Genomic DNA, 21,348 nt, shown 5'->3' on the forward strand with positions numbered 1-21,348 from the left:
GGCCGGGGGTGCGGTTCTTCGAGGTCCAGTACGTGAACCGGGTCTTGCGGAGTGGAACGCGGGCTTGGAGGATCGACCAGTCCTCCGATGGCTGCGCACCGCCGCATCCGGGCCGTGTCCATCGGGCGGGCCCGCGATCGAGGGAGACGTGAATCATGAAGCTGCTGCGAGTCGGCACGGCGGGACAGGAGCGGCCGGCGCTGCTCGACGACGAGGGGACCCTGCGTGACCTGTCGGGTCTCGTCGCCGACATCGACGGGGCGCTGCTCGCCGACGAGGCCGCGCTCGGGCGGATCCGGGCCGCCGCCGACAGCGGGGAGCTGCCCGCGCTGGACGGGGAGGGGCTGCGGATCGGGCCGCCGGTGGCGCGGATCGGGAAGATCGTCTGCATCGGGCTGAACTACCACGACCACGCCCGCGAGACGGGGGCCGAGCCGCCCGCCGAGCCGGTGATCTTCTTCAAGGCGGCGGACACGGTCGTCGGCCCCGACGACACGGTGCTGGTGCCGCGCGGGTCGGTGAAGACCGACTGGGAGGTCGAACTGGCGGTCGTGATCGGGCGTACGGCCCGGTACCTGGAGTCGGCGGAGGAAGGGCTCGCGCACGTCGCCGGGTACGCCGTCGCGCACGACGTCTCCGAGCGGGAGTTCCAGATCGAGCGGGGCGGGACCTGGGACAAGGGGAAGAACTGCGAGACGTTCAACCCGCTGGGGCCGTGGCTGGTGACGGCGGACGAGGTCGGCGACCCGCAGGACCTGTCGCTGAGGCTGTGGGTCAACGGGGAGCTGAAGCAGGACGGGACGACCGCCGAGCAGATCTTCCCGGTGGGGGAGGTCGTGCGGTACGTCAGCCGGTTCATGACGCTGTATCCCGGCGACGTCGTCAACACCGGGACGCCGGCGGGGGTGGCGATGGGGCGGCCCGAGCCGAAGCCGTACCTGCGGGCGGGGGACGTGGTCGAGCTGGAGATCTCCGGGTTGGGGCGGCAGCGGCAGGAGTTCAAGCAGGCGTAGCGCTCCGCGGGGAGGCGGGGGAACCGCGGTGCGGGTGCGTCGTGGTTTGTCGCGCAGTTCCCCGCGCCCCTGGGAGGTGCGCAGTTCCCCGCGTTCCTGAGGGGGTGCGGTTCCCCGCGCTCCTGTGGGTGGCTCGGTCGGATCTCGTCCAGGTGTACCACCAGGTCCGTCGACCGCAGCAGGTTGACCTGGTCGCCGGGCGGTGGGTAGTCGGTGCCGATCTCCCGCTTGGGGCGGGTGACGTCCAGCAGGGCGCGGGCGGCGGGCGGCGCGGTGCGCAGGTCGGCGTACCAGTTCCGGTGGCTCACCCGGTCCAGGACGTGCTCGGCCGAACCGGGAGCGGCGGGCTCCACCTCGAACCGTCCGACGTCCTGGTCGGCCGGGTTCTGCAGGCCCTGCGCGGTGGCGTGCACGGCACCCCGGTCGAAGGAGAGCCCCACCGCCAGGTAGCCGTCGCCCAGCCGCCGCCGGAGCACCGATCCCTGGGGGAGGGGGAGGGTGGGGGTGGAACTCCTGGTGTACAGGTGGCTGTTGTGCCCGCCGAGCACGAGCCGGTGACCGGTGTGGCGGTGCCACCACAGGGTGTTCTCCGCCATGGCGGTGTCCCGGTGGGCCATGGCCTCCGGCCCGTTCCGGGGGTCGGAGAGGTCGAAGGCGTACAGGCGCGCCACCTGGTCGATGACGGTGGCGTGCTGGAGCGCCCAGGCGTGGTCCTCGTCCGCCCCGTCCGTCCCGTCCGCCCCGGCGGGTTCGCGGGCGCGGAGCAGTTCCAGGACGCGGCCGGTGCGTTCGGCCCGTGCGCGGCGCTCGTCCAGGGGCGCGGTCACGGCGGCGCGCATCCACGCGTCGACGGGCAGGGTGGGGCGCAGCCCCCGGTACAGCTCGGTGACGGTGGGCAGCAGGTCGGGGTGGGCGCGCCGGACGTGGTCGACGACCCGGTCGTACAGTTCCGGGCCGGCGTAGCCGTTGTCGTTGCCGGCGAACCTGACCGGGTCGTCGGGGTGGGCGACGTTGTACGCGCGCATCCAGCGGACCATGTCCAGGTACTCCTGGCTGTGCAGCAGCAGGTAGGCGTTCCGGAACTCCTCGGCCATGATCCGGGCGGGGTCGCCGCGCCCGGTGATCAGGTAGTCGTCCAGGCGGAGCCCTGCGCTCCAGTTGGCCTCCAGGACGAAGGAGCGGAAACCCTTCTCCTCGACCAGGTACCGCAGGACCCGGTGCCGGAAGGCGACGAAGTCGTGGGAGCCGTGGGCGGCCTCGCCGATGCCGACCACCACGGCGTCACCGACCGCCCTCCCGAAGGGGCGCAGGTCGTCGAAGGGGCCGACGGGCTCGACGGTGCGCAGCGGACGGGCGGCCTCCTCGAGGGGCGACAACGCGTCGCCCGCGGCCGTGAAAGGCCCGTCCGAGGCCCCGGGGTCCCCGCCGGCCGGGGCCGCCGCCACGGCCGTCCCGGGGGCGACGGCGAGCCAGGCCAGCAGGGCGGCGGCCAGCCGCCTTGTTATGAAGGGTGTCATGGCGCCAGCGTCACCGCTGCGACGCGGGACCGCGCTCCGAGTGTCACCCGGCCGGAGCAGTGCCGCGGGCGGGGCGGGGCCGGGCGGGTGCCGGGGGGCGTCGGACGGTCGTCAGGGGGCGACGGGCGGCCGACGGATGGTCGTCGGACGGGGGTGAGCGGCCTCGGACGGTGGTCAGGCGGTGGTAGGGCGCGCTCGTCGGACGCGAGGAGCGTGTCCTCGTGTTCCGCCGTACCGGCGGGAGCCGGGCGGACCCGGAAGGCCGGCCCCGGGACGACGAGGACGGCCCGGAGGCGCGGAAGCGCCCGCCCCCGCACGGCTGTCGGTCCGCGCGGGGGACGGGAAGCGGTCCGGCGGGGCCTACGGGCGGGTGCGGGTCAGGAAGTGCTCCAGGGCCTCCACCACCAGCTGGTGGTCCTGGAGTTGGGGAAGGCCCGAGACCGTCACCGCGCCGATGACGCCCACGCCCTCCACCGTGAGGGGGAAGGAACCGCCGTGGGCCGCGTAGGTGTCGGGGTCCAGGCGGGAGGACGCCTCGAACGTCGTGCCCTTGGCACGGTGGCGGGCGCCCACCAGGTAGGAGGCGGAGCCGTAGCGCTCGACGACCCGGCGCTTGCGGGCGATCCAGGCGTCGTTGTCGGGGGCGGAACCGGGCAGGGCGGCGTGGAAGAGCTGCTGGCCCGCGCGGTGGATGTCGATGGCGACCGGGGCCTGGCGCTCGCGCGCCATCTCCACCAGCAGGGAGCCGAGCGCCCACGCGTCGTCGTACGTGAACCGCTCGAAGACCAGGCGGCGTTCCTGCGCCTCCAGCTCCTCCACGCTCGGGACGAGTTCCGGGGTCTGCTTCGGGGTGGTCACAGCGTCACCGTCACCTTCTCCAGGGCCGAGCGCCGCGCGGCCTCCAGTACGTCCAGGGCGGCGGCCGCCTCCCGCGCGGTCACCGGGTTGGGGGCGCCGGCCAGCAGGGCCTTCGCCACGGCCGCGTAGTAGGCGGGGTAGTCGCCCGGGAGGGTCGGCACGGGGTGCCCGCCACCGGTCACCGGGGACTCGCCGGCGCCGATGCGGCCCCACAGCTCCTCGGGTTCCAGGCCCCAGCCGGTGCCGGGGCGCAGGCCGTCGCGGAGGGCGGCCTCCTGGGGGTCCAGGCCGTGCTTGACGTAGCCGGCCTTCGAGCCCAGGACCCGGAAGCGCGGGCCCAGCTGGGCCGTGGTCGCCGAGACGTAGAGGTGGGAGCGGACGCCGTTCGCGTGCGTCAGCGCGATGAACGTGTCGTCGTCGGTCCGCGCGCCGTCGCGGCGAACGTCCGCCTCGGCGTAGACGGCGGTCACCGGGCCGAAGAGGACCAGCGCCTGGTCGACGACGTGACTGCCGAGGTCGTAGAGCAGACCTCCGATCTCCGCCGGGTCGCCGGACTCCCGCCAGCCGCCCTTGAGCTGCGGGCGCCAGCGCTCGAAGCGGGACTCGAAGCGGTACACGTCGCCGAGCTCGCCCTCGTCGACCAGCTTGCGCAGGGTGAGGAAGTCGTTGTCCCAGCGGCGGTTCTGGAAGACGGACAGGAGCAGGCCGCGCTCCTCTGCGAGGTCCGCCAGCCCGCGCGCCTCGGCCGCCGTGCCGGAGAGCGGCTTGTCGACGACGACCGGGAGACCGGCCTTCAGGGCGGTCGTGGCGAGCGGGACGTGCGTCCTGTTCGGGGACGCGATGACGATCAGGTCCAGTTCGCCGGCGCGGGCGAACAGCTCGTCCGGGGTCGCGGCGAGGCGTACGTCCGGGAACTCGTCGCGGGCCTGTCGCTGCCGCTCGGGGTTCGAGGTGACCACCGTGTCGAGCGCGAGGCCCTCGGTCGCGGCGATCAGCGGGGCGTGGAACACGGAGCCCGCGAGGCCGTAGCCGACGAGGCCGACGCGGAGAGAGGTGCCAGTCATGCCCCCTACTTTCGCAACGCTGTTGCCAAAGTGCAAGCAGCGGAGAGAATGGGCGGGTGAAGAGGACGAACGACGGCATCGGCGGGGCGTACGGCGCTCATGGCGCATACGGCGCGCACGGGGCCCCGCTGGGAGCGAACCTGCTCGCCCTGCGCAGCCACAACACCGCGCTCGTGCTCGACCTGCTGAGGACCGCGGGGGCGGAGGGGATCAGCCGGCTGGAACTCGCCGAGCGGACCGGGCTCACCCCGCAGGCGGTCAGCAAGATCACCGCCCGGCTGCGGGCGGACGGGCTCGCGGCCGAGGCGGGGCGCCGGGCCTCCACGGGCGGAAAGCCCCGCACGGTGCTGCGGCTGGTTCCGGAGGCGGGCCACGCGGTGGGCGTCCACCTGGACCGGGACGAGCTGCGGGCGGTCCTGGTCGACCTGGACGGCGCGGTGGTGGACCGCAGGCGGGCACCGCTGGACCTGGGCGCGGGGGAGGAGGCGGTACTGGCGCGGGTCGCCGGGGTCGTCGAGGCGCTCCGGGTGCCGGGGACGGCCGGGGCGGACCGGGCCCCGCTCGGGGTGGGGGTCGCGCTGCCCGGACCGCTCGACCACGAGAAGGGCGTGCTGCACCGGGTCACCGGCTTCCCCGAGTGGGACGGCTTCCCGCTCCGGGACGCGCTGGCGCGGCGGCTCGGCGTACCGGTGGTCGTCGACAAGGACACCAACGCGGCGGCGCTGGGACTGGCGGTCGGCGGCGAGGGGGGCTCCTTCGCCTACCTGCACCTCGGCACGGGGCTGGGAGCCGGGCTGGTGATCGGCGGAAGCGTGTACCGGGGGGCCAGGACCGGCGCCGGCGAGTTCGGGCACCAGGTCGTCCAACTGGACGGGCGGCTCTGCACCTGTGGGGCCCGCGGATGCGTCGAGGCGCTGTGCCTGGACGCCGTCGCCCGCGGCGACGTCGCCGAGGCGGCCAGGGTGCTGGGGGCGGGCGCGGCGAACCTCGTCGGGCTCCTCGACATCGACCTGGTGCTCCTCGGGGGACGCACCGTGGCCGCCGCGCCCGAGGAGTTCGTACGGGGGGTCGGCGCGGTTCTCGCCGCGCGAGCCCGGCGCGAGGGCGGGGGTGACGGGGGCGTGCCGGTACGGGTCGCGCCCGGCGGGGTGCAGGGGGTCGCGGAGGGGGCGGCCCAGTTGCTCCTCGCCCCGCTGTTCGGGCGGGGGGACGCCTGACCGGAGGGAGCTTCGGCCCCCTCCGGCATCAGGGCTCGTACGGCCGTGGCGTGGCCGGCGGACGGAGGTTCACCCTCACCGGCGTTCGCGAGGTGCCTCCCCAGGCCCTTGAGGCACTGGGGAGGCACGATCACCCGCGGCTGCGCAGACGCGGTTGCCGTGGTCGCGCGGGCGTGGTCGTGGCGCGTCAGCGGCCCACCGCGCAGGCGTCGCCGTTCAGCGTGAACCGCGGGGGCGCCGTCGTGTCGCCCGTGTGTTCCGCCAGATAGCCCAGGGTGATGCTCGCGCCCGGCGCGATCGTGGCGTTGTGCGCGGCGTCGGACGCCCTGACCACATTGCTCAACTGGGTCAGGTCCGTGTTCCAGTCGGAGACGATCGTCTGGTCGAGGGTCAGCGGGAACTCCAGGCTCCAGCCGTTCACCGGGGTGCCGCCGGTGTTGGTGACGGTGAGGTCGACCGTCATGCCGGTGCCCCAGGCCCTCACCGTACGGTCCACCCGGCAGGTGGGTTCCTCCCGCGCGAAGGACACCTTGTGCAGACCGCCGGGCAGGTCGTTGACCATGTAGAACTCCCCGTCGACGGTCGTGCCGACCGACGTCACCTGCGTGGGCGTCCTGCCGATCTCGGCCTGCTCGTAACCGCCCCGCCCGTCGGGCCGCAGCGCCCACACCGTGGAGGAGCAGTAGTCGGTGGCGATGTACGTGCCGCCCACCAGGTCGGCGTACTGCCGGCCCCGGTACACGTGGCCGCCGATGACCGAACAGCCGCCGGTGTAGGGGGAGTAGGTGAAGACCGGCTCGGTGTACTCCTCGCCGGGCCGGCAGTCCCCGTCCGTGAACTCCTCCAGGCCCTCGTAGCAGGACCAGCCGAGGTTCAGTCCGCCTCGGCCTGGGGCGAGGTGGTCGATCTCCTCCCAGTGGCCCTGGCCGACGTCGCCGATCCACATCGAGCCGTCGGCCCGGTCGAAGGAGAACCGCCACGGGTTGCGCAGCCCGTACAGCCAGATCTCCGCGCGGGCGCCGGGCGTGTCCACGAAGGGGTTGTCGGAGGGGACGCAGTACGCGAGCGGGGCGCACGCGCGGCTCACGTCGATCCGCATGATCTTGCCCAGCAGGGTGTCCAGCCGCTGCCCCGACTTGAAGGGGTCCCCGGAGCCGCCGCCGTCGCCGATGCTCCAGTACAGGTGGCCGTCGGGGCCGAAGGCGAGCTGGCCGCCGTTGTGGTTGCTGTACTCGGCGTGCTCCTGGGAGAGCAGGGGTTCCAGGCGGGAGTCGTCGAGCCGGTAGCGGGCGAGGGTGACCGCGCCGTCGGGCAGCGCCGTGTACGCCAGGTACAGGTCCTGGCTGTCGGCGAAGTCGGACGGCAGGGCGATGCCGAGCAGACCGCGCTCGTTGCCCGACTCGTCGACGGAGGCGGTGATGTCGATCAGCGGGGTCCGCTCCAGGCCGGTGTCCGGGTGGTAGACGCGGACGGTGCCGGACTTCTCGGTGATGAACAGCCGGTCCGTGCCGTCGTCGGGGGCGACGACGGCGGTGGGCCGTCTGAGCCCGGAGGCGACCTGGGTGGTGGTCGCGCTGAGCGAGGGCAGGGGGACGGCGGACGCGCCCTCCTCCTTCTCCGTGGCCGCGGTGGCGGACGGGACGAGGGCCGGCAGCACCGCGAGCAGCGCGCACAGGACGAACGCCAGACGGAACCGCACCCTAAGGGCATGCATATGACAAGCCACGATCTCCTTCTTTCCGTGTGCTGTCGACGGCCGGTGAACGGGGCTGTGGGGGCACAGGAGGTCGTGGGAGCGCTCCCGCCACCTCAGGCTGCGACGCACACGACACAGCGGCAACACGTGTTCGCGCCACTTTCGCGCCGTCTGGCGCGAACACCGCCCCTCGCCCCGCCGCCCCGGACCGCCCGTCCGCCCGCGAGGCCGAGCCGTATCCGGCATTCCCTCAAGATCCCGGCCTGTTTAGGCTGGGGCGCACGCAGGACCGCGTACGGCAGGAGATCCCGCACATGGCAGACCGCAAGCCGATCGAATCGTGGCTCACCGACATGGACGGGGTGCTGATCCACGAGGGCGTACCGATCCCCGGCGCCGACGCCTTCATCAAGAAGCTGCGCGACTCCGGGAAGCCCTTCCTGGTCCTCACCAACAACTCGATCTACACCGGGCGCGACCTGCACGCCCGGCTGCGCCGCATGGGCCTGGAGGTGCCGATCGAGAACATCTGGACCTCCGCCCTCGCCACCGCCAAGTTCCTGGACGACCAGCGCCCGAACGGCTCGGCGTACGTCATCGGCGAGGCGGGACTGACCACCGCGCTGCACGACATCGGCTACATCCTCACCGACCACGAGCCCGACTACGTGGTCCTCGGGGAGACCCGGACCTATTCCTTCGAGGCCATGACGAAGGCGGTCCGCCTGATCAACGACGGCGCCCGCTTCATCTGCACCAACCCCGACGAGACCGGCCCCTCCACCGAGGGCCCGCTCCCGGCGACCGGCGCGGTGGCCGCGCTCATCACCAAGGCGACCGGCAAACAGCCCTACTTCGCGGGCAAGCCGAACCCGCTGATGATGCGCACCGGCCTCAACACCATCGGGGCCCACTCCGAGAGCAGCGCGATGATCGGCGACCGGATGGACACCGACGTGCTGGCCGGCATCGAGGCCGGGATGCAGACCTTCCTGGTGCTCACCGGGCTGACCCGGACCGAGCAGGTGGAGAACTGGCCGTACCGTCCGTCCAAGGTCGTGGACTCCATCGCGGACCTCGTCGACCTGATCTGACGCCGTTCACCCGTACGGAGCAGTCGCCGCGGCCGCGGGGATGCGGTGCCGGGACCCGCGCGGGACCCTCCACATGTCTGGAGGTGCACGATGGGTTCCCCGCGCAACACTCCCCGTACGGGCTTCCCGTCCGGCGCCGGGCGACTGCTCGCCGGTGTGGCCTGGGTGGTGCTGCTGCTCGGGCTGTGGCTGTGGGGCGGCGGGCGGACCGGCGCGCCCTCCGGGACGTCCGGGACCGTGACCGGCGACATGGCGGCGGCCGGACGGCCGCCCAGGGGCGAACTGCCGCCCGCGCACAGTCCGCTGCCCGCCGCGGAGCCGACGCGCCTGCACATCCCCGCCCTCGGCCTGCGGCTGCCGGTGGCCGCCGGACGTGAGGGGCCGGACACGGCCGTCTGGTCCGCGGACGGGGTGACGCCGGGCGAGGCCGGCACCGCGCTGATGGCGGCACCCGTCCCGCCGTCGGACGTGGAGGCGCTCCGGCCCGGCCTGACGCTCCAGGTGCGGCGCGCGGACGCCCCGACCGCCGAGTTCACCGTGGAGGACGTCCGGGTCGTCACCGCCGAACGGCCCGGCGTGCAGCGGGTCCACGAGCGGCCGGGCCCTGCCGGACGGGCCGAACTCCGGCTGCTGGCCCGCGCCGACGGCGCCCGCACGGCCGACGTGCTCGTCTCGGCGTACCTGACCGGGACGAGGACGGCACCCTGAGCCCCGTACGCACCCGCCCCCACCGGCGGCCGCAGAGGAACGCGCGCGCCGGTCCCGCTTCCCCGCCGCGACTCGAGCGGCGGTGAGGCGGCCGCCGGGCCCCCTGCCGTACGCGCCCGGCTCAGGCCTCCAGCAGGGCCCGCAACGTGCTGCGGAGCCGGCCGGCCTCGTCCGGGCCGACCACCGCGAGGAACGCGCTCTCGGTCTCCTCGTACGCCTTCCGCGCGGCGTCGTAGGTGCGCTCCCCGTCCTCGGTGAGCTCGACCACGTTCCTGCGCCGGTCCGCCGGATCCGGCCGCCGCGTGACGATTCCCTTGCGTTCGAGCACGTCGAGCAGCGCCACCATCGTGGTGCGGTCGATGCCGAGCGTCTGCGCCACCTGGAGCTGCGACGTCGGTTCGCGGTGGGCCAGCACGCGCAGCGCCCCGAAGTCCTTGCTGTCGATCCCCAGCGGTTCGAGCGCCGCGTCCGTCATCACCGTGAACTTCGAGGTCGCGTGCTTGAGGAGATACCCCAGGACGTCGTGCGGATCGGCGGAGGCGCTCGCTTCGGTGGACATGCGGCCATCTTACGCTTAGGCTGATCGTCAGTAACACTGATAATCAGCGAAGCGTCGAAAGGTATCGTCATGATCCTCGTCACCGGAGGGGCCGGCTTCATCGGCACCCACACCGTCCGCGCGCTCACCGAAGCGGGTGAGGAGTGCGTCCTCCTCCAGCGCCGCAGCCCGCAGGTCCCGCCCCCTCTCGCGGACCTGCCCGTGCACGTCGTCCAGGGCGACGTCGCCGACCTCGACACCCTGCTCGCCGTCGGGCGGAAGTACCCGATCACCGGGATCGTGCACCTCGCCGTCGCCCTGCCCTGGCCGGTGACGGACGACGACCCGATCGGCGCGGCCGGACGGGCACTCGACGCGTTCCTCAACATCGGCCGCGCCGCGCAGGCCTGGGGGGTGCGCCGCGTCGTCACCGCGAGCACCATCGGCGTCTACGGCGGCACCGCGTCCGAGGGCGCGCTCACCGAGGACATGCCGCTCTCCCTGGCGTACTCCCACGTCATCCCGGTGTTCAAGAAGATCAACGAACTGCTCGCCGGCCACCTGTCGGACGTGACCGGCGTGAGCGTCGTCAACGCGCGCATCTCCGGCACCTGGGGTCCGGGCGGACACCTGCCCGACCCGTTCTTCGCCGCCCCGTCGCTCGCACACGCCGCCGCGCGGCTGACCGAGCCCGACCTGACGGGGCTCATGGCGCCGCCGCACGCCGAGGACGCGCTCGACCTGCTCTACGTCAAGGACACCGGCCGCGCGCTCGCCCTCCTGCAGCTCGCCGACGAGCTGCGCCACTCGACGTACAACGTCGCCTCCGGCCGGGCCACCAGCAACGCCGACGTCGTCACCGCGCTCGAGTCCGTCGAGCCCGGCTTCCGGTGGGAACTGCCCTCGGGCACGGCGCGGCCCGTGAGCTGGCTCGACATCACACGACTGCGCGAGGACACCGGCTTCGAGCCCCGGTACGACACCGCCGCCGCTGCCGCCGACTACCTCGCCTGGCTCCGTGCCGGAAACGAGCGGTGACACCCGGGGCGGCCGCGCGGCACGGCCACCGTCCCCGGCCCCGCCCCGAGGGGGACGAGACGGCGGGCCGGCGGGCCCCTGAACCACGTCCCCGTCCGGCCGCGGCCGGTGATCACCGCAGGTGACGCCCGCCGCCGGCCCGTGCCGCACGGCCGGCCGCGCCCGTGCCACCGGGCTGTAACAGACGGCGGACAAGCCGGTGTTCGGCCTCGTGGGCGTCACGGGACGTATGTCAGGATTGGGGCTCGGAGCACATGGAACAAGTGCACCCAAGGGGGGCTTGATGTACGGCAGCAGGGGGGTCGGGGCGTTCGTCGGGGGGCGCGCGTCCGCGGTGGTGCTGGGGGCGGCGCTGCTGATGACCGGGTGTTCCTCGGACGACAAGGGGGACGAGCCGGACGCCGGCACGAAGATCACGCAGCAGCCGAAGGAATCCGCCCCGTTCTGGGTCAACCCGGACGGCACCGCCGCACGGCAGGTGGCCCGGCTGGCGGAGGACGGCAAGAAGGCGGAGGCCGACCGGATCCGCAGGATCGCCCAGCAGCCCGTCGCCGAGTGGATCAACCCGGAGAACCCCGAGGAGCAGACGCGCGGCTTCACCGAGGGCGCGGACGACGCGGGCCGCACCGCGCTGCTGGTCCTCTACAACATCCCGCACCGCGACTGCGGCCAGTACTCGCAGGGCGGCGCCGCCGACGGCAACGCCTACCGCGCCTTCGTCGACGACGTCGCCCGGGGCATCGGGGACCGCCCGGCGACCGTGATCCTGGAACCCGACGCGGTGCTGCACCTGGTGGACGGCTGCACCCCGGGCCAGTTCCACGAGGAGCGCTACGACCTCCTCAAGGGCGCCGTCACCACACTGAAGGGACTGAAGAACACCAAGGTCTACCTGGACGCGGGCAACGCCGGCTGGGGCGACCCCGACCAGATCCACGAGCCGCTGAAGCGGGCGGGCATCGACCAGGCCGACGGTTTCTCGGTGAACGTCTCCAACTTCTACTCCACCGAGGACTCCATCGCCTACGGCAAGCAACTCTCCGCCAAGATCGGCGGCAAGCCCTTCGTCATCGACACCAGCCGCAACGGCAACGGCCCCTACACCGAGGGCGCCGCGGACGAACGCTGGTGCAACCCGCCCGGCCGCGCCCTCGGCGAGACCCCGACGACGAAGACGGCCGACCCCCTGGTCGACGCCTACCTGTGGGTCAAGCGCCCGGGGGAGTCGGACGGCGAGTGCAAGGGCGGCCCGAAGGCCGGCGAGTGGTGGCCCGAGTACGCCCTGAAACTGGCCGAAGGGGCTGAGTGACGGCGAGTTCCCCGTGCCCAAGGGGCGCGGGGAACTGCGCGACCGGCCACGACGGGCACGCGGACGAAGAGACGGCCGAGCCGCGCGGCGCTACGGCACCCGCACCCACCGCGCCTTGCTGGGCGTCCCGTCACCGTCGTTGACGAACAGCATGTACCACCCGGACTGGACCAGGTTCCCGTTCTCCGGCACCGTCACGGTGATCTCGTCCCCGTCGGCCTTGAAGTCCAGCGCGATCGACCGCTGGTCCACGTCCGTGACGTGCGTGGACGCACTCGGCCGGATCAGCCGCACGCTTTTGACCGACGCCGCGTCCGCGGAGGTGAACGTGCCGGACTCGCCGCGGGCGATGCTCTCCGGCCCGCCCGACAGCTCGGGCCGCTCGTCGTCGCCGTACAGGTACGGCGGCGTGTAGATCTCGATGCGCTGCTCGAACTCGCCCGGCTTGGTGTTGGCCTTGTCGGCGTAGAGCGAGTCGGAGCCGAAGACCATCACGCGGCCGTCGGGCAGCAGGATCGAGCCCGAGTGGTAGTTGCGGCCCACCAGCGGGTCGGCGACCCGTCTGAACTCGTTCTTCTCCGTGTCGTAGAGCCGCGCCTCGAGGATGTCGGAGTCGCCGCGGCCCCGGTAGTCCTCCGAGCCGCCGGTGACCAGCACCTCGTCGTTCGGCAGGACCGACGCCTGCGGGTAGCGGGTGCCCTTGTCCAGTGAGGGGCCGTCGACGAACTCCGGGTCGTCGGCCTTGAGGTCGACGATGCGGGTCTTCTCGCTGGACAACCGGGACTCGCCGACCCCGCCGCCGCCGATCACCATGTACTTCTCGTCCTGCGCGGGCGGCAGCAGCACCGTGCCGGACGTCTCCATCATGTTCGGGTCGCTCAGCCCGGGGATCTTGGTGAACTTGTTGGTCTCCACGTCCCAGACGCCCGGGTCGCGGCCCACGTCGTCCGGTCCGTAGCCGGCGTTGGAGCCCGAGTAGAAGACCTTGCCGTTCTGCATCAGGAACAGCGCCGGGTACGTCGGGAACTGGCGGACCTCGTCGGTGTAGGCCCACTTCTTGGTCTTGGGGTCGTAGACCTCGTTCTTGCCCGGGACCAGCTGGCCGATGTCGTCGAGGCCGGAGACGCTGAGGATCCTCCCGTCGCTCAGGGTGGTGAGCGTCGGGTACCAGCGGGACTCCTTCATCGGGTCGACCTTGATGTACTTCTCGGCGACCGGGTCGAACTCGAAGGCGTCGTCGATGCCCTGGAAGTCCTTCTTGTCCAGGGCGAGTTTCTCCGCGATGCCGTACGTGTTGCGGGCGTCGACGCCGGTCAGGCCGTGCACCCGGTAGTTGTCCTGGGTGCCGGTCTCGTACGCGGCGCCTTCCTTCTGCGCCTCGACGTAGATGCGGCCCACGCCCGGGGTGTTGCCCAGGAACTCGCCGGTGTCCGGGTCGAAGTTCTTCTTGGCGCGCGGGACGAGCACCGGGTCCTTCGAGACGAAGGTCTTGCCGTTCTCCTTGCCGGTGAACTTCGTGCCGGCGGGCAGGGTGATCGGCTTGTCCGGGTTCTCGTTGTGGACGAGCATCAGGCCGCCGGCCTTCTTCACGTCACCCTTGAGCTTCTCGTACCGCTTGGTGCCGCCCGCGATCAGCAGGTTGCCGTTGGCGAGCTGGGTGTGGCCGGTGCAGAACAGGTCGGTGGGCGTCGGCACCTTCTTGATGGTCTTCTTGACGGGGTCCCAGATCCGGGTGTCGTACTTCTTCGCGTCGAAGTTGTCCTGGTCGTTGCCGGACCCCGCGACGAGCAGCACCTTGCCGGTGCGCAGCAGCGCCGCGTGAATGGTGTTCTGCCGGTACTCCTCGGGGAACTCGACGATCTCCCACTTGCCGTTCGCGGCCTTGTACTCGGGCTGGTCGATCTTGTACTGGTGGTACTTCTCGGTGCCGAAGCGGTACAGCCACGGCCCGTTCATCCCGGCCAGCGCCAGCACCACCGCCGTGCCTATCGCGATCCGACGGGCCCGACGGCGGCCTGCACGGTCCTTCATTCCTTACGTCCCCCAAGTCCACCAAGGGCGATCTGCATGGTCTGGTCGTCTCCGGGTGCCTCCCCGGTGCCCGCGGGGCCGCCGTGCGAGGGGGCCCAGGTGGGCCGGTCCTGCGGGGCGTGCCGCTGTTGCTGCGGCATCGGCGGCGGCTGCTGCGCGCGGGGCGCCCCGGCGTCGTCCGGCCGCCCGCCGGAGGCGTGGCCGCCGGGCTTCTTCCGGTCCTGCCGCATGCCGTGCCGCCAGGCGAACATCGGCGCGGCGGTGATCAGCAGGGCGAAGGTCGCCCAGATCACCATCGCCGGGTGCGAGTGCCCGTAGACGAAGCCCGCGGCGATGGAACCGGCGAAGATCAGGATGAAGTACCAGTGGTACCGGAAGGTGCCGAACCAGGTGTCCGGGCTGGCCGAATCACCCTTGGGGGTGACCACGAACTTGCTCTTCTTGCGGAGCACGGAGTCGATCAGCGCCTTCGCGTACAGCGGCGCCGACAGCGCGGACATCACCATGCCGGCCACACCGCCGGAGCCCTCCGGCTCGTGCGGCGAGACGTTGTGCCGGCGGTTCCAGACGTAGAGGCCGATCTGCAGGGCGGAGGCGTTGCCGTAGAGCATCAGCCAGACCACCGGGTCGATGTTCACACCCGAGGCGCCCAGGCCCAGGAACAGCGCGCAACTGACCGCCGCCAGGATCCAGTTCAGGGCCGACATCGGATAGAAGATGATCATCATGGTGTAGTTGAAGAGCTTGCTCGGCGGGAGCGAGTAGAAGCCCTTCCAGTACTGCCCGATGATCGTCTCGTACGTACCGCGCGACCAGCGCATCTGCTGGGTGAAGAAGTCGGTCCAGGCGTTGGGGCCCTCGCCGACCGCGAGCACGTCCGGGGTGTAGACCGAGCGCCACTTCCGGCCCGTCGCCGGGTTCTTGTGGCGGTGCATCTCGAAGCCGGTCGCCATGTCCTCGGTGATCGAGTCGTACAGGCCGCCGATCTGCTTGAGCGCCTTGATGCGCACGGCGTTGGAGGTGCCCACGAACATCGGCGAGCCGTAGCGGTTGCCGGCGCGCTGGATCAGCGCGTGGAAGAGGAACTGCTGGGACTCGGCGGCCTTGGTGACGAAGTTGTCGTAATTGCCGTACACCTGGGGGCCGATGACGAAGCCGACGTCCGGGTCGCGGAAGAAGCCGAGCATCCGCTCCAGGTAGTTCGGCAGCGGCACGTGGTCGGTGTCGACCGAGGCGAAGTAGTCGTAGTCGTCGCCGTGCGCGTCCAGCCAGGCGTTGTAGTTGCCGTGCTTGGTCTTCGCGCGGTGCGCGCCCTTGGGCTGGTTCCACTTCGCGACGCCCTTGCGGGAGAAGTGGTGCACGCCCAGGCGTGCGCAGACCTCCTTCACCTCCGGGTCGTCGCCCTCGTCGAGCAGCCAGACGTGCATCAGGCCCCGGTGACGGATCTTCACCGCCGCCTCCAGGGTCTTCGTCACCATCTCCAGCGGCTCCTTGCCGGGCACGAAGGAGGTGAGGAAGGCGACCCGGGTGCCGCTCTCGGGCACCACCGGGACCGGGTCGCGGGCGACCAGCGTGGCGTGCGCGTTCGACAGCACGTTCATGCAGCGGAAGAACTCGATCAGGCCGATCGAGACGAGCATGACGATGTCGAGGGCCGGCAGCCACTCGAACTCCACGTAGTCCCGCTCGGTCCAGTGCGAGGGCTGCAGCAGCCACACCAGCAGCACCAGCGACAGCACCGGGGCCGCGGCCAGCATCAACGCGATCCGGATGCGGTGCGGCTCCTGCGAGATCAGCGAGCGGTACTGCACCTTGTACGGTCTGTTCGGATCGGGCTGGGTGAGGGGGCCCGCGAGCCGGCTGTAGTGCTCGTAGTCGTATCGCGGCAGCGTCTTCTTGATCCGGCGGAACGCACCCGTGTTCCAGTTCCGGTGCGGAGGCACCCTGAGCTGGGTGGTCCGGGACGGATCGTCGTCCCTACCGGCGCCCGTCGGCGTCGACGTCATGAGTCATCCCCCCGACACGCGGCGGTCACCGCGTGTTTCGTCGCTTCCTCACGTCCGCTCCGGCACCCTCGACCGTCACGGGCGTCTCGGTGATTGACTGCTGTCACCGCGTCAGCCACACCTTATAGACACGGCACAACGCTGTTCCGGTTGCATGATGCCCCCCTCGGCACCGCTTCATGATGCGGGACCCTTGCCCCGTATCACCGACAACCGGTTTCTTGCCCCCCAACCGCCGCGAATCCGCAGCAACGTGAAGAACCCAGGTTCTACGGTGCCCAGCATGATCGCAAGATGTGAAACGTGGTGTTCACCGGTCATACGGGACCATTGTGACCGCTGAGGGAGAGTCGTGGGGCCGGTGTTGCATACGTGCGCCGAGTGTGCTGCGTTCAACAGTCGCGAGAAGGTATCCGGCCAAAAACCGACGGGCCCCTCGCATGCACGAGGAGCCCGTCGGGTCGGTGCGCCGCCAGGGACTCGAACCCCGGACCCGCTGATTAAGAGTCAGCTGCTCTAACCAACTGAGCTAGCGGCGCGCGCTGACGTCGTTAACTCTACAGGACACCGCCGGGTGCTTTTGACCACGGGCCGCCCGGCCGCCACCCGCGGTCCACCGCCCGGTACGGTCCCGGTCCACCACCCGTACATCGTTCGGACCGTCAGCATGCGTGTGCGGACGACAGTTGCGAAAATGACCGTCGTGCACGGACGTGGCGAAATCGAGCGGGAGTGTGAGGGGAATCGCATGGAGTCTCCGGTATTCGAGGAGATCGATCCGGCGGACGACTGCGACTGTCCCGGCTGCGCGCACTGGCGGCGGGTGCTCCCGCATTCCCGGGCCGGCCGTTTCCCGGGCCATCCGGCGGCGCGCCGGACCGCTCTCGTCGCGGCCGCCGTGACCTCCGCCGTGATCGCCGCGCCCGGCGCCCCCGCGGTCGCCGCCCCCCAGCCCCCGCGTCCCGCCGATCGGGACGTTCCCGCAGGTGAGAGGTCAGATACCCCGCAAGGAGGGCGAGCTCCGCTGTACGGTCCCGGCGGCCGGGTGGCCCCGTTCGCGGGCCCCGCGGATCCCGCGCGGGTGCGCGCGATCACCCGCGCGGACATCGTCGAGCGGGCCCGCGACTGGGTCGCCCGGAAGGTTCCGTACGGCGTGTCCTCGTACTGGTCCGACGGTTACCGGCAGGACTGTTCGGGTTATGTCTCGATGGCCTGGCGACTTCCCGGGAACGAATGGACCGGAAGCCTCGGGAAATACGCCGAGAGAATCACCAAGGACGAACTCCAGCCGGGTGACGCGCTGTTGTTCCACAATGCGGCCGACCCCTACGGCGGATCCCATGTGGTCCTTTTCGGTGGCTGGACGAACAGCGACCGGTCCCGATACGTCGCCTACGAACAGACCGCGCCGCACACCCTCCGCAGAACCACCCCGTACGCCTACTGGAGGAACTCCGCGCGCTATGTCCCGTACCGCTACAAAGGGGTGCGCGACGGCGCGGCGGGGGCGGGAGCGTCCCTCCCCGCGCCCCTCCCGGAGGTCCGGACGCCGTTCCCCGGAGCGGCGTATTTCGGCCCCGGCGCGGAGAACGAGTACGTCGCCGAACTCGGCCGGATGCTCGTCGCCCGCGGCGCCGGACGCTTCTACCCCGCCCCTCCCGGACCGCGCTGGACGGAGGCGGACCGCAGGGCGACCCGGGCGTTCCAGGAGGCCCAGGGGTGGCGGGGCGCGGCGGCGGACGGGCTGCCGGGGCCGCTGACCTGGGAGCTGCTGGTGTCCGGAGAGGGCCGGGAGATCCCAAGCGGAGATTCCGCTTCCGGATCGTTCGCCTCGTCCGCCCCGCCACCCGCGCCCGCCCACGCCCCGTACGGGGTGCCGGGTTATCCGGGCCGGGCGCCGTTCCGGCCGGGCGCCGTCAACGACCACGTCACGCGGCTCGGGAGGCAACTGGTGAAGAAGGGGTTCGGCCGGTACTACACGAAGGGGCCGGGACCGCGCTGGAGCGAGGCCGACCGCCGCAACGTGGAGGCCTTCCAGCGGTCCCAGGGCTGGCGCGGCGGAGCGGCGAACGGCTACCCGGGCCCGGAGACCTGGCGGCGGCTCTTCGCATGACCCACCCCGGGCGCGAGGTGCTCCTCGGCGTCCACGTCCCTCGAAGTGACCGATGCGACGCATCTGGCGCGGAGGCTGGAGGCACGCGTGACCACGACGGCATCCCCCGTCCCCGAGAGCACCCCCGAACACGTTCCCGGGCGTGTCCCCGGACGCCTCCCCGAGTCCGGCGGTCCGGTGGATCGCGGCTCCGTGGATCGCGGTCCGGTGAACTGCGGTCCGGTGGACCGTGACCTGGTGGACTGCGGTCCCGTGGACCGCGCCCCGGCGGACCGTGGTCCGGTGGGTGGTGTGGTGGGTGGCCGGTCCGCCCGGCTCATCCGTACCGAGTCCACCACCGAGATCCCCGTCCACCTGCTGTTCCGCGACGCCCCCGAACCGGCGCCGGTGCGGCTGCGCCCGGTGGTCGTCGCCCGCCGGGCGGACGGGGGTGCGCGCGGCACGGGGGAGGGGCCCCGTCCGCGCGGCCCGGCCGGCGGGCGGGCGACGACCACCGTTCCGCGGGTCGATCCCGAGCTGGTGGAGCGGCCCGCCCGGGTGCTGCCCGGCCTCGTGGGGGTGCTCGCCGGGATGTGCGGGGCGGCCGGCTGCGCGGTCACCTCGTGGTGGGCGGGCGTGCTGCCGCCGCCGGTGGCGGAGGCGCTCGGGCCGGCGGCGCGCGCCGGTGCGGCGGGGCTCGGCCCCGCGCAGTGGGCGGCGTACGCGGGGGCCGGGGCGCTCGGCCTGTTCGGGTTCGGCGGGCTGACCCGCGGGCGGACCGGGCGGGCCTGGGTGCTCGGCCTGTTCGGCCGCTACCGGGGGACCGTCCGGCGGACCGGGCTGATGTGGGTCAACCCGCTGCTGCTGCGCCGCCGGGTCGACGTACGGCTGCGGCACTGGCGCGGTGAACCGGTGCGGGCGGCCGACCGCGACGGGGTCGCGCTGCGGGTGGCCGTCCTGGTGGTGTGGCGGGTGCGGGACACCGCGCGGGCGACGCTGGGCGTCGAGGACCACGAGGCGTACCTGCGCGCGTGCGTCGAGGCGGCACTGGTGCGGGTGCCGGTGGCGGCGCCGGGCGCGGACAGGGGTGCGGTGGAGGCGGCGCAGGACGCGCTGACCCGGCTGGTGGCGGCGGACACCGCGCCGGTGGGGGTGGAGGTGTTCGCGGTGCGGCCGGTCCGGGTGGAGTACGCGCCCGAGGTGGCCGCCGCGATGCACCGGCGCCGGATCGCCGCGCTGGACGCCCGGCACCGGGCGAGCGTGCTCGGTGCGGTCGTGGACTCGGTGGAGGACACGGTGACCCTGCTGACCGCGCGGGGGCTGGTGGAGCTGGACGACTACGAACGCAAGGCGCTGGTGAAGGACCTGACGGTGGCGTTCTGCGCGGGACGGGGGGAGGCGGGCCCGTGAACGCAGGGGGAACGGACCCTGTGATTGGTATGGACATGCTCAGTCTGCGCCCATAATCTCAGACTTGGTCTAGACCTACCTGCACGGCTCAGGAAAACTCCCCCACGTTCACCAGGAGCGGCAGCATGCGCACCAGGACCACGATGTACGCAGCCGCGGTGGGGCTGGCCACGACCGGAGCACTCGTGCTCTCCTCCGGTGGTGCCAGCGGCCACGGCTACACCGATCTGCCGGTCAGCCGGCAGAAGCTCTGCCAGAACGGCTCGGTGGCCAACTGTGGATCCATCCAGTGGGAGCCGCAGAGCGTCGAGGGCCCGAAGGGCTTCCCCGCCTCGGGCCCCGCCGACGGGCAGCTCTGTTCCGCGGGCAACACGCGGTTCGCCCAGCTCGACAGCCCGAAGACCCCCTCGGGCGGCGCCTGGCCCACGACCCGGGTGTCCGGCGGCCAGAACTACACCTTCCGGTGGCAGTTCACGGCCATGCACGCCACCACCGACTTCAAGTACTACGTCACGAAACCGGGCTGGAACCAGAACCACAACCTGTCCCGGTCCGACCTCAACCTCACGCCGTTCCTCACCGTGCCCTACAACGGCCAGCGTCCGCCGCAGACGCTGTCGCACAGCGGCCGGCTGCCGTCCGGGCTCAGCGGACACCACGTGATCCTCGCGGTGTGGACGGTCCACGACACGGGTAACGCGTTCTACGCCTGCTCCGACGTCACGTTCTGATCCCCGTCCGGGCATGTCAAAGGGCCTCTCGCTCCCACGAGAGGCCCTTCTCGGTGCGCCGCCAGGGACTCGAACCCCGGACCCGCTGATTAAGAGTCAGCTGCTCTAACCAACTGAGCTAGCGGCGCATGACTCCCGCCTCCCGCTCCCGCGGTCGGCGACGAGAAAAATAATACCCGGTCCCCGGGGGTGGTCCGCACCACCGCCGGATCGCCTAGATCGTCAGCGACAGCAGCACCGGGGCCGCGTTGCGGTTGAGGGTGTCGGCGGCCTGGCGCAGGCGGTGGGCGTGCGCGACCGGCAGGGAGAGCGCCAGACAGCCCGCCGAGGAGCCGGCCGTGATCGGGACGGCCGCGCAGACCGTGCCGACCGCGTACTCCTGGAGGTCGAGGACGGGCACGCAGGGCGGCTGCGCCGCCAGCCGGGAGAGCAGCAGCGTGTCACTGGTGATGGTGCGCGAGGTGAGCCGGGCCATCCGGTGCCGGGCGAGGTGGTCGCGCCGGCCGTTGTGGTCGAGCTGGGTGAGCAGGCTCTTGCCGATCGCGGTGGCGTGCGCGGAGTGACGGAAGTCCACCCACTCGTTGACCTTCGGGGTGGCCGGGCCGTCGGCGTACTGGGTGATCCTGACCTCGCCGTCGACGTACCGGCTGAGGTAGACGGCGGCGCCCACGCGGTCGCGGAGCCGGTCCAGGGTGCGCTGGAGCTTCTCGCGCAGCGCCTCCTCGTGCCCCTCGGCGGCGCCCAGGCGGGCGAAGGCCGCTCCGGTGACGTAGGCGCCGTCGGTGATCTGCGCGACGTAGGCCTCGCGGCGCAGCATCCGCAGGAGCGCGGTCAGCCGCTCCGTGCCGAGGCCGGTCCCGCGGGCGAGTTCGGCCTCGGTGACTCCTGCGGTGTGCCGCGCCACCGTCTCCAGGACGCGCAGCGCGTCCTGGACCGAGTGGTACGGCGCGGTCGGCTCGTGCCTCAACGCCACGGTTTCCCCCTGCGCTCGCTCGTGGGGCCGTAATCCGGTCGGCGAATCCCCTC

The 21,348-nt window shown here is 72.1% G+C and carries 16 protein-coding genes, 2 tRNA genes and 1 pseudogene; 9 read left to right on the forward strand and 10 right to left on the reverse strand.

Annotation, left to right across the window (positions count from 1 at the left end):
• Nucleotides 1-155 precede the first annotated feature (155 nt).
• Complete coding sequence (locus ACH5AO_RS03660; RefSeq protein ID WP_398921983.1) at nucleotides 156-1,013, forward strand: fumarylacetoacetate hydrolase family protein; 858 nt, start codon at nucleotides 156-158, stop codon at nucleotides 1,011-1,013.
• A gap of 155 nt (nucleotides 1,014-1,168) precedes the next feature.
• Here ACH5AO_RS03660 and ACH5AO_RS03665 read toward each other — a convergent pair.
• From ACH5AO_RS03665 to ACH5AO_RS03675, 3 genes and pseudogenes are all read right to left on the reverse strand, one after another.
• A pseudogene (locus ACH5AO_RS03665) lies at nucleotides 1,169-2,530 on the reverse strand (erythromycin esterase family protein); the annotation flags it as partial.
• Nucleotides 2,531-2,890: 360 nt separating this feature from the next.
• Nucleotides 2,891-3,388, reverse strand: coding sequence for a heme-degrading domain-containing protein (locus tag ACH5AO_RS03670; RefSeq protein WP_398921391.1), 498 nt, complete (start codon nucleotides 3,386-3,388; stop codon nucleotides 2,891-2,893).
• Nucleotides 3,385-4,452, reverse strand: coding sequence for a Gfo/Idh/MocA family oxidoreductase (locus ACH5AO_RS03675; protein ID WP_398921393.1), 1,068 nt, complete (start codon nucleotides 4,450-4,452; stop codon nucleotides 3,385-3,387). Before ACH5AO_RS03675 ends, ACH5AO_RS03670 begins: the two co-directional genes overlap by 4 nt.
• Nucleotides 4,453-4,529: 77 nt before the next feature.
• On the opposite strand from ACH5AO_RS03675, the gene ACH5AO_RS03680 reads away from it, so the two are divergent.
• Nucleotides 4,530-5,669 (forward strand): ROK family protein, encoded by a 1,140-nt coding sequence (locus tag ACH5AO_RS03680; protein ID WP_398921985.1) that lies wholly within the window; start codon nucleotides 4,530-4,532, stop codon nucleotides 5,667-5,669.
• Between the two features lie 187 nt (nucleotides 5,670-5,856).
• On the opposite strand, the gene ACH5AO_RS03685 is transcribed toward ACH5AO_RS03680, so the two are convergent.
• Entirely contained in the window at nucleotides 5,857-7,368 is a 1,512-nt protein-coding gene (locus ACH5AO_RS03685) for a PQQ-dependent sugar dehydrogenase (protein WP_398921395.1), read from the reverse strand.
• Between the two features lie 311 nt (nucleotides 7,369-7,679).
• Between ACH5AO_RS03685 and ACH5AO_RS03690 the strand changes: the two genes are divergently transcribed.
• Together ACH5AO_RS03690 and ACH5AO_RS03695 are read left to right on the forward strand one after the other, a co-directional pair.
• Complete coding sequence (locus ACH5AO_RS03690) at nucleotides 7,680-8,459, forward strand: HAD-IIA family hydrolase (RefSeq protein ID WP_398921397.1); 780 nt, start codon at nucleotides 7,680-7,682, stop codon at nucleotides 8,457-8,459.
• 90 nt (nucleotides 8,460-8,549) lie between these two features.
• Nucleotides 8,550-9,167 (forward strand): class F sortase, encoded by a 618-nt coding sequence (locus ACH5AO_RS03695; protein WP_398921399.1) that lies wholly within the window; start codon nucleotides 8,550-8,552, stop codon nucleotides 9,165-9,167.
• A 121-nt stretch (nucleotides 9,168-9,288) separates the two neighbouring features.
• On the opposite strand, the gene ACH5AO_RS03700 is transcribed toward ACH5AO_RS03695, so the two are convergent.
• Nucleotides 9,289-9,726 carry a MarR family winged helix-turn-helix transcriptional regulator gene (locus tag ACH5AO_RS03700; RefSeq protein WP_398921401.1) on the reverse strand — a complete coding sequence of 146 codons (438 nt, stop codon included), beginning with the start codon at nucleotides 9,724-9,726 and terminating at the stop codon, nucleotides 9,289-9,291.
• 69 nt (nucleotides 9,727-9,795) lie between these two features.
• Between ACH5AO_RS03700 and ACH5AO_RS03705 the strand changes: the two genes are divergently transcribed.
• Nucleotides 9,796-10,743, forward strand: coding sequence for an NAD-dependent epimerase/dehydratase family protein (locus tag ACH5AO_RS03705; protein WP_398921403.1), 948 nt, complete (start codon nucleotides 9,796-9,798; stop codon nucleotides 10,741-10,743).
• A gap of 283 nt (nucleotides 10,744-11,026) precedes the next feature.
• A complete protein-coding gene (locus ACH5AO_RS03710) occupies nucleotides 11,027-12,052 on the forward strand; it encodes a glycoside hydrolase family 6 protein (RefSeq protein ID WP_398921405.1) in 1,026 nt (341 codons plus the stop codon).
• Between the two features lie 90 nt (nucleotides 12,053-12,142).
• Here the strand turns inward: ACH5AO_RS03710 and ACH5AO_RS03715 are convergent, their stop codons facing one another.
• From ACH5AO_RS03715 to ACH5AO_RS03725, 3 genes are all read right to left on the reverse strand, one after another.
• The gene (locus ACH5AO_RS03715) at nucleotides 12,143-14,083 is read right to left on the reverse strand and encodes a galactose oxidase-like domain-containing protein (protein WP_398921407.1); all 1,941 of its coding nucleotides are present in this window, start codon (nucleotides 14,081-14,083) and stop codon (nucleotides 12,143-12,145) included.
• Complete coding sequence (locus ACH5AO_RS03720) at nucleotides 14,080-16,089, reverse strand: glycosyltransferase family 2 protein (RefSeq protein WP_398921409.1); 2,010 nt, start codon at nucleotides 16,087-16,089, stop codon at nucleotides 14,080-14,082. The genes ACH5AO_RS03715 and ACH5AO_RS03720 overlap by 4 nt, the downstream gene beginning before the upstream one ends.
• 465 nt (nucleotides 16,090-16,554) lie before the next feature.
• Nucleotides 16,555-16,628, reverse strand: a tRNA-Lys gene (locus ACH5AO_RS03725).
• Nucleotides 16,629-16,837: 209 nt separating this feature from the next.
• Between ACH5AO_RS03725 and ACH5AO_RS03730 the strand changes: the two genes are divergently transcribed.
• The 3 genes from ACH5AO_RS03730 (at nucleotide 16,838) to ACH5AO_RS03740 (ending at nucleotide 20,322) form a co-directional block, all read left to right on the forward strand.
• Entirely contained in the window at nucleotides 16,838-18,202 is a 1,365-nt protein-coding gene (locus ACH5AO_RS03730; RefSeq protein ID WP_398921411.1) for a peptidoglycan-binding protein, read from the forward strand.
• 252 nt (nucleotides 18,203-18,454) lie between these two features.
• Nucleotides 18,455-19,591, forward strand: coding sequence for an SPFH domain-containing protein (locus ACH5AO_RS03735; RefSeq protein WP_398921987.1), 1,137 nt, complete (start codon nucleotides 18,455-18,457; stop codon nucleotides 19,589-19,591).
• A gap of 125 nt (nucleotides 19,592-19,716) precedes the next feature.
• Nucleotides 19,717-20,322, forward strand: a complete 606-nt coding sequence (locus ACH5AO_RS03740) for a lytic polysaccharide monooxygenase (protein WP_398921413.1) — start codon at nucleotides 19,717-19,719, stop codon at nucleotides 20,320-20,322.
• A gap of 54 nt (nucleotides 20,323-20,376) precedes the next feature.
• On the opposite strand, the gene ACH5AO_RS03745 is transcribed toward ACH5AO_RS03740, so the two are convergent.
• Nucleotides 20,377-20,450: transfer RNA gene (locus tag ACH5AO_RS03745), tRNA-Lys, on the reverse strand.
• Between the two features lie 86 nt (nucleotides 20,451-20,536).
• A complete protein-coding gene (locus ACH5AO_RS03750) occupies nucleotides 20,537-21,295 on the reverse strand; it encodes an IclR family transcriptional regulator (protein WP_398921414.1) in 759 nt (252 codons plus the stop codon).
• Nucleotides 21,296-21,348: the final 53 nt, after the last annotated feature.

Origin of the sequence: Streptomyces sp. NPDC018964 (assembly GCF_044390325.1) — a bacterium.
Taxonomy (GTDB): domain Bacteria; phylum Actinomycetota; class Actinomycetes; order Streptomycetales; family Streptomycetaceae; genus Streptomyces.

What these genes read in the sequence shown, in the direction of transcription:
- ACH5AO_RS03660 (WP_398921983.1), top strand. Translation starts at nt 156, where the DNA reads ATGAAGCTGCTGCGAGTCGGCACGGCGGGACAGGAGCGGCCGGCGCTG.
- ACH5AO_RS03675 (WP_398921393.1), bottom strand. Translation starts at nt 4,452, where the DNA reads ATGACTGGCACCTCTCTCCGCGTCGGCCTCGTCGGCTACGGCCTCGCG.
- ACH5AO_RS03690 (WP_398921397.1), top strand. Translation starts at nt 7,680, where the DNA reads ATGGCAGACCGCAAGCCGATCGAATCGTGGCTCACCGACATGGACGGG.
- ACH5AO_RS03695 (WP_398921399.1), top strand. Translation starts at nt 8,550, where the DNA reads ATGGGTTCCCCGCGCAACACTCCCCGTACGGGCTTCCCGTCCGGCGCC.
- ACH5AO_RS03700 (WP_398921401.1), bottom strand. Translation starts at nt 9,726, where the DNA reads ATGTCCACCGAAGCGAGCGCCTCCGCCGATCCGCACGACGTCCTGGGG.
- ACH5AO_RS03705 (WP_398921403.1), top strand. Translation starts at nt 9,796, where the DNA reads ATGATCCTCGTCACCGGAGGGGCCGGCTTCATCGGCACCCACACCGTC.
- ACH5AO_RS03710 (WP_398921405.1), top strand. Translation starts at nt 11,027, where the DNA reads ATGTACGGCAGCAGGGGGGTCGGGGCGTTCGTCGGGGGGCGCGCGTCC.
- ACH5AO_RS03715 (WP_398921407.1), bottom strand. Translation starts at nt 14,083, where the DNA reads ATGAAGGACCGTGCAGGCCGCCGTCGGGCCCGTCGGATCGCGATAGGC.
- ACH5AO_RS03720 (WP_398921409.1), bottom strand. Translation starts at nt 16,089, where the DNA reads ATGACGTCGACGCCGACGGGCGCCGGTAGGGACGACGATCCGTCCCGG.
- ACH5AO_RS03730 (WP_398921411.1), top strand. Translation starts at nt 16,838, where the DNA reads ATGGAGTCTCCGGTATTCGAGGAGATCGATCCGGCGGACGACTGCGAC.
- ACH5AO_RS03740 (WP_398921413.1), top strand. Translation starts at nt 19,717, where the DNA reads ATGCGCACCAGGACCACGATGTACGCAGCCGCGGTGGGGCTGGCCACG.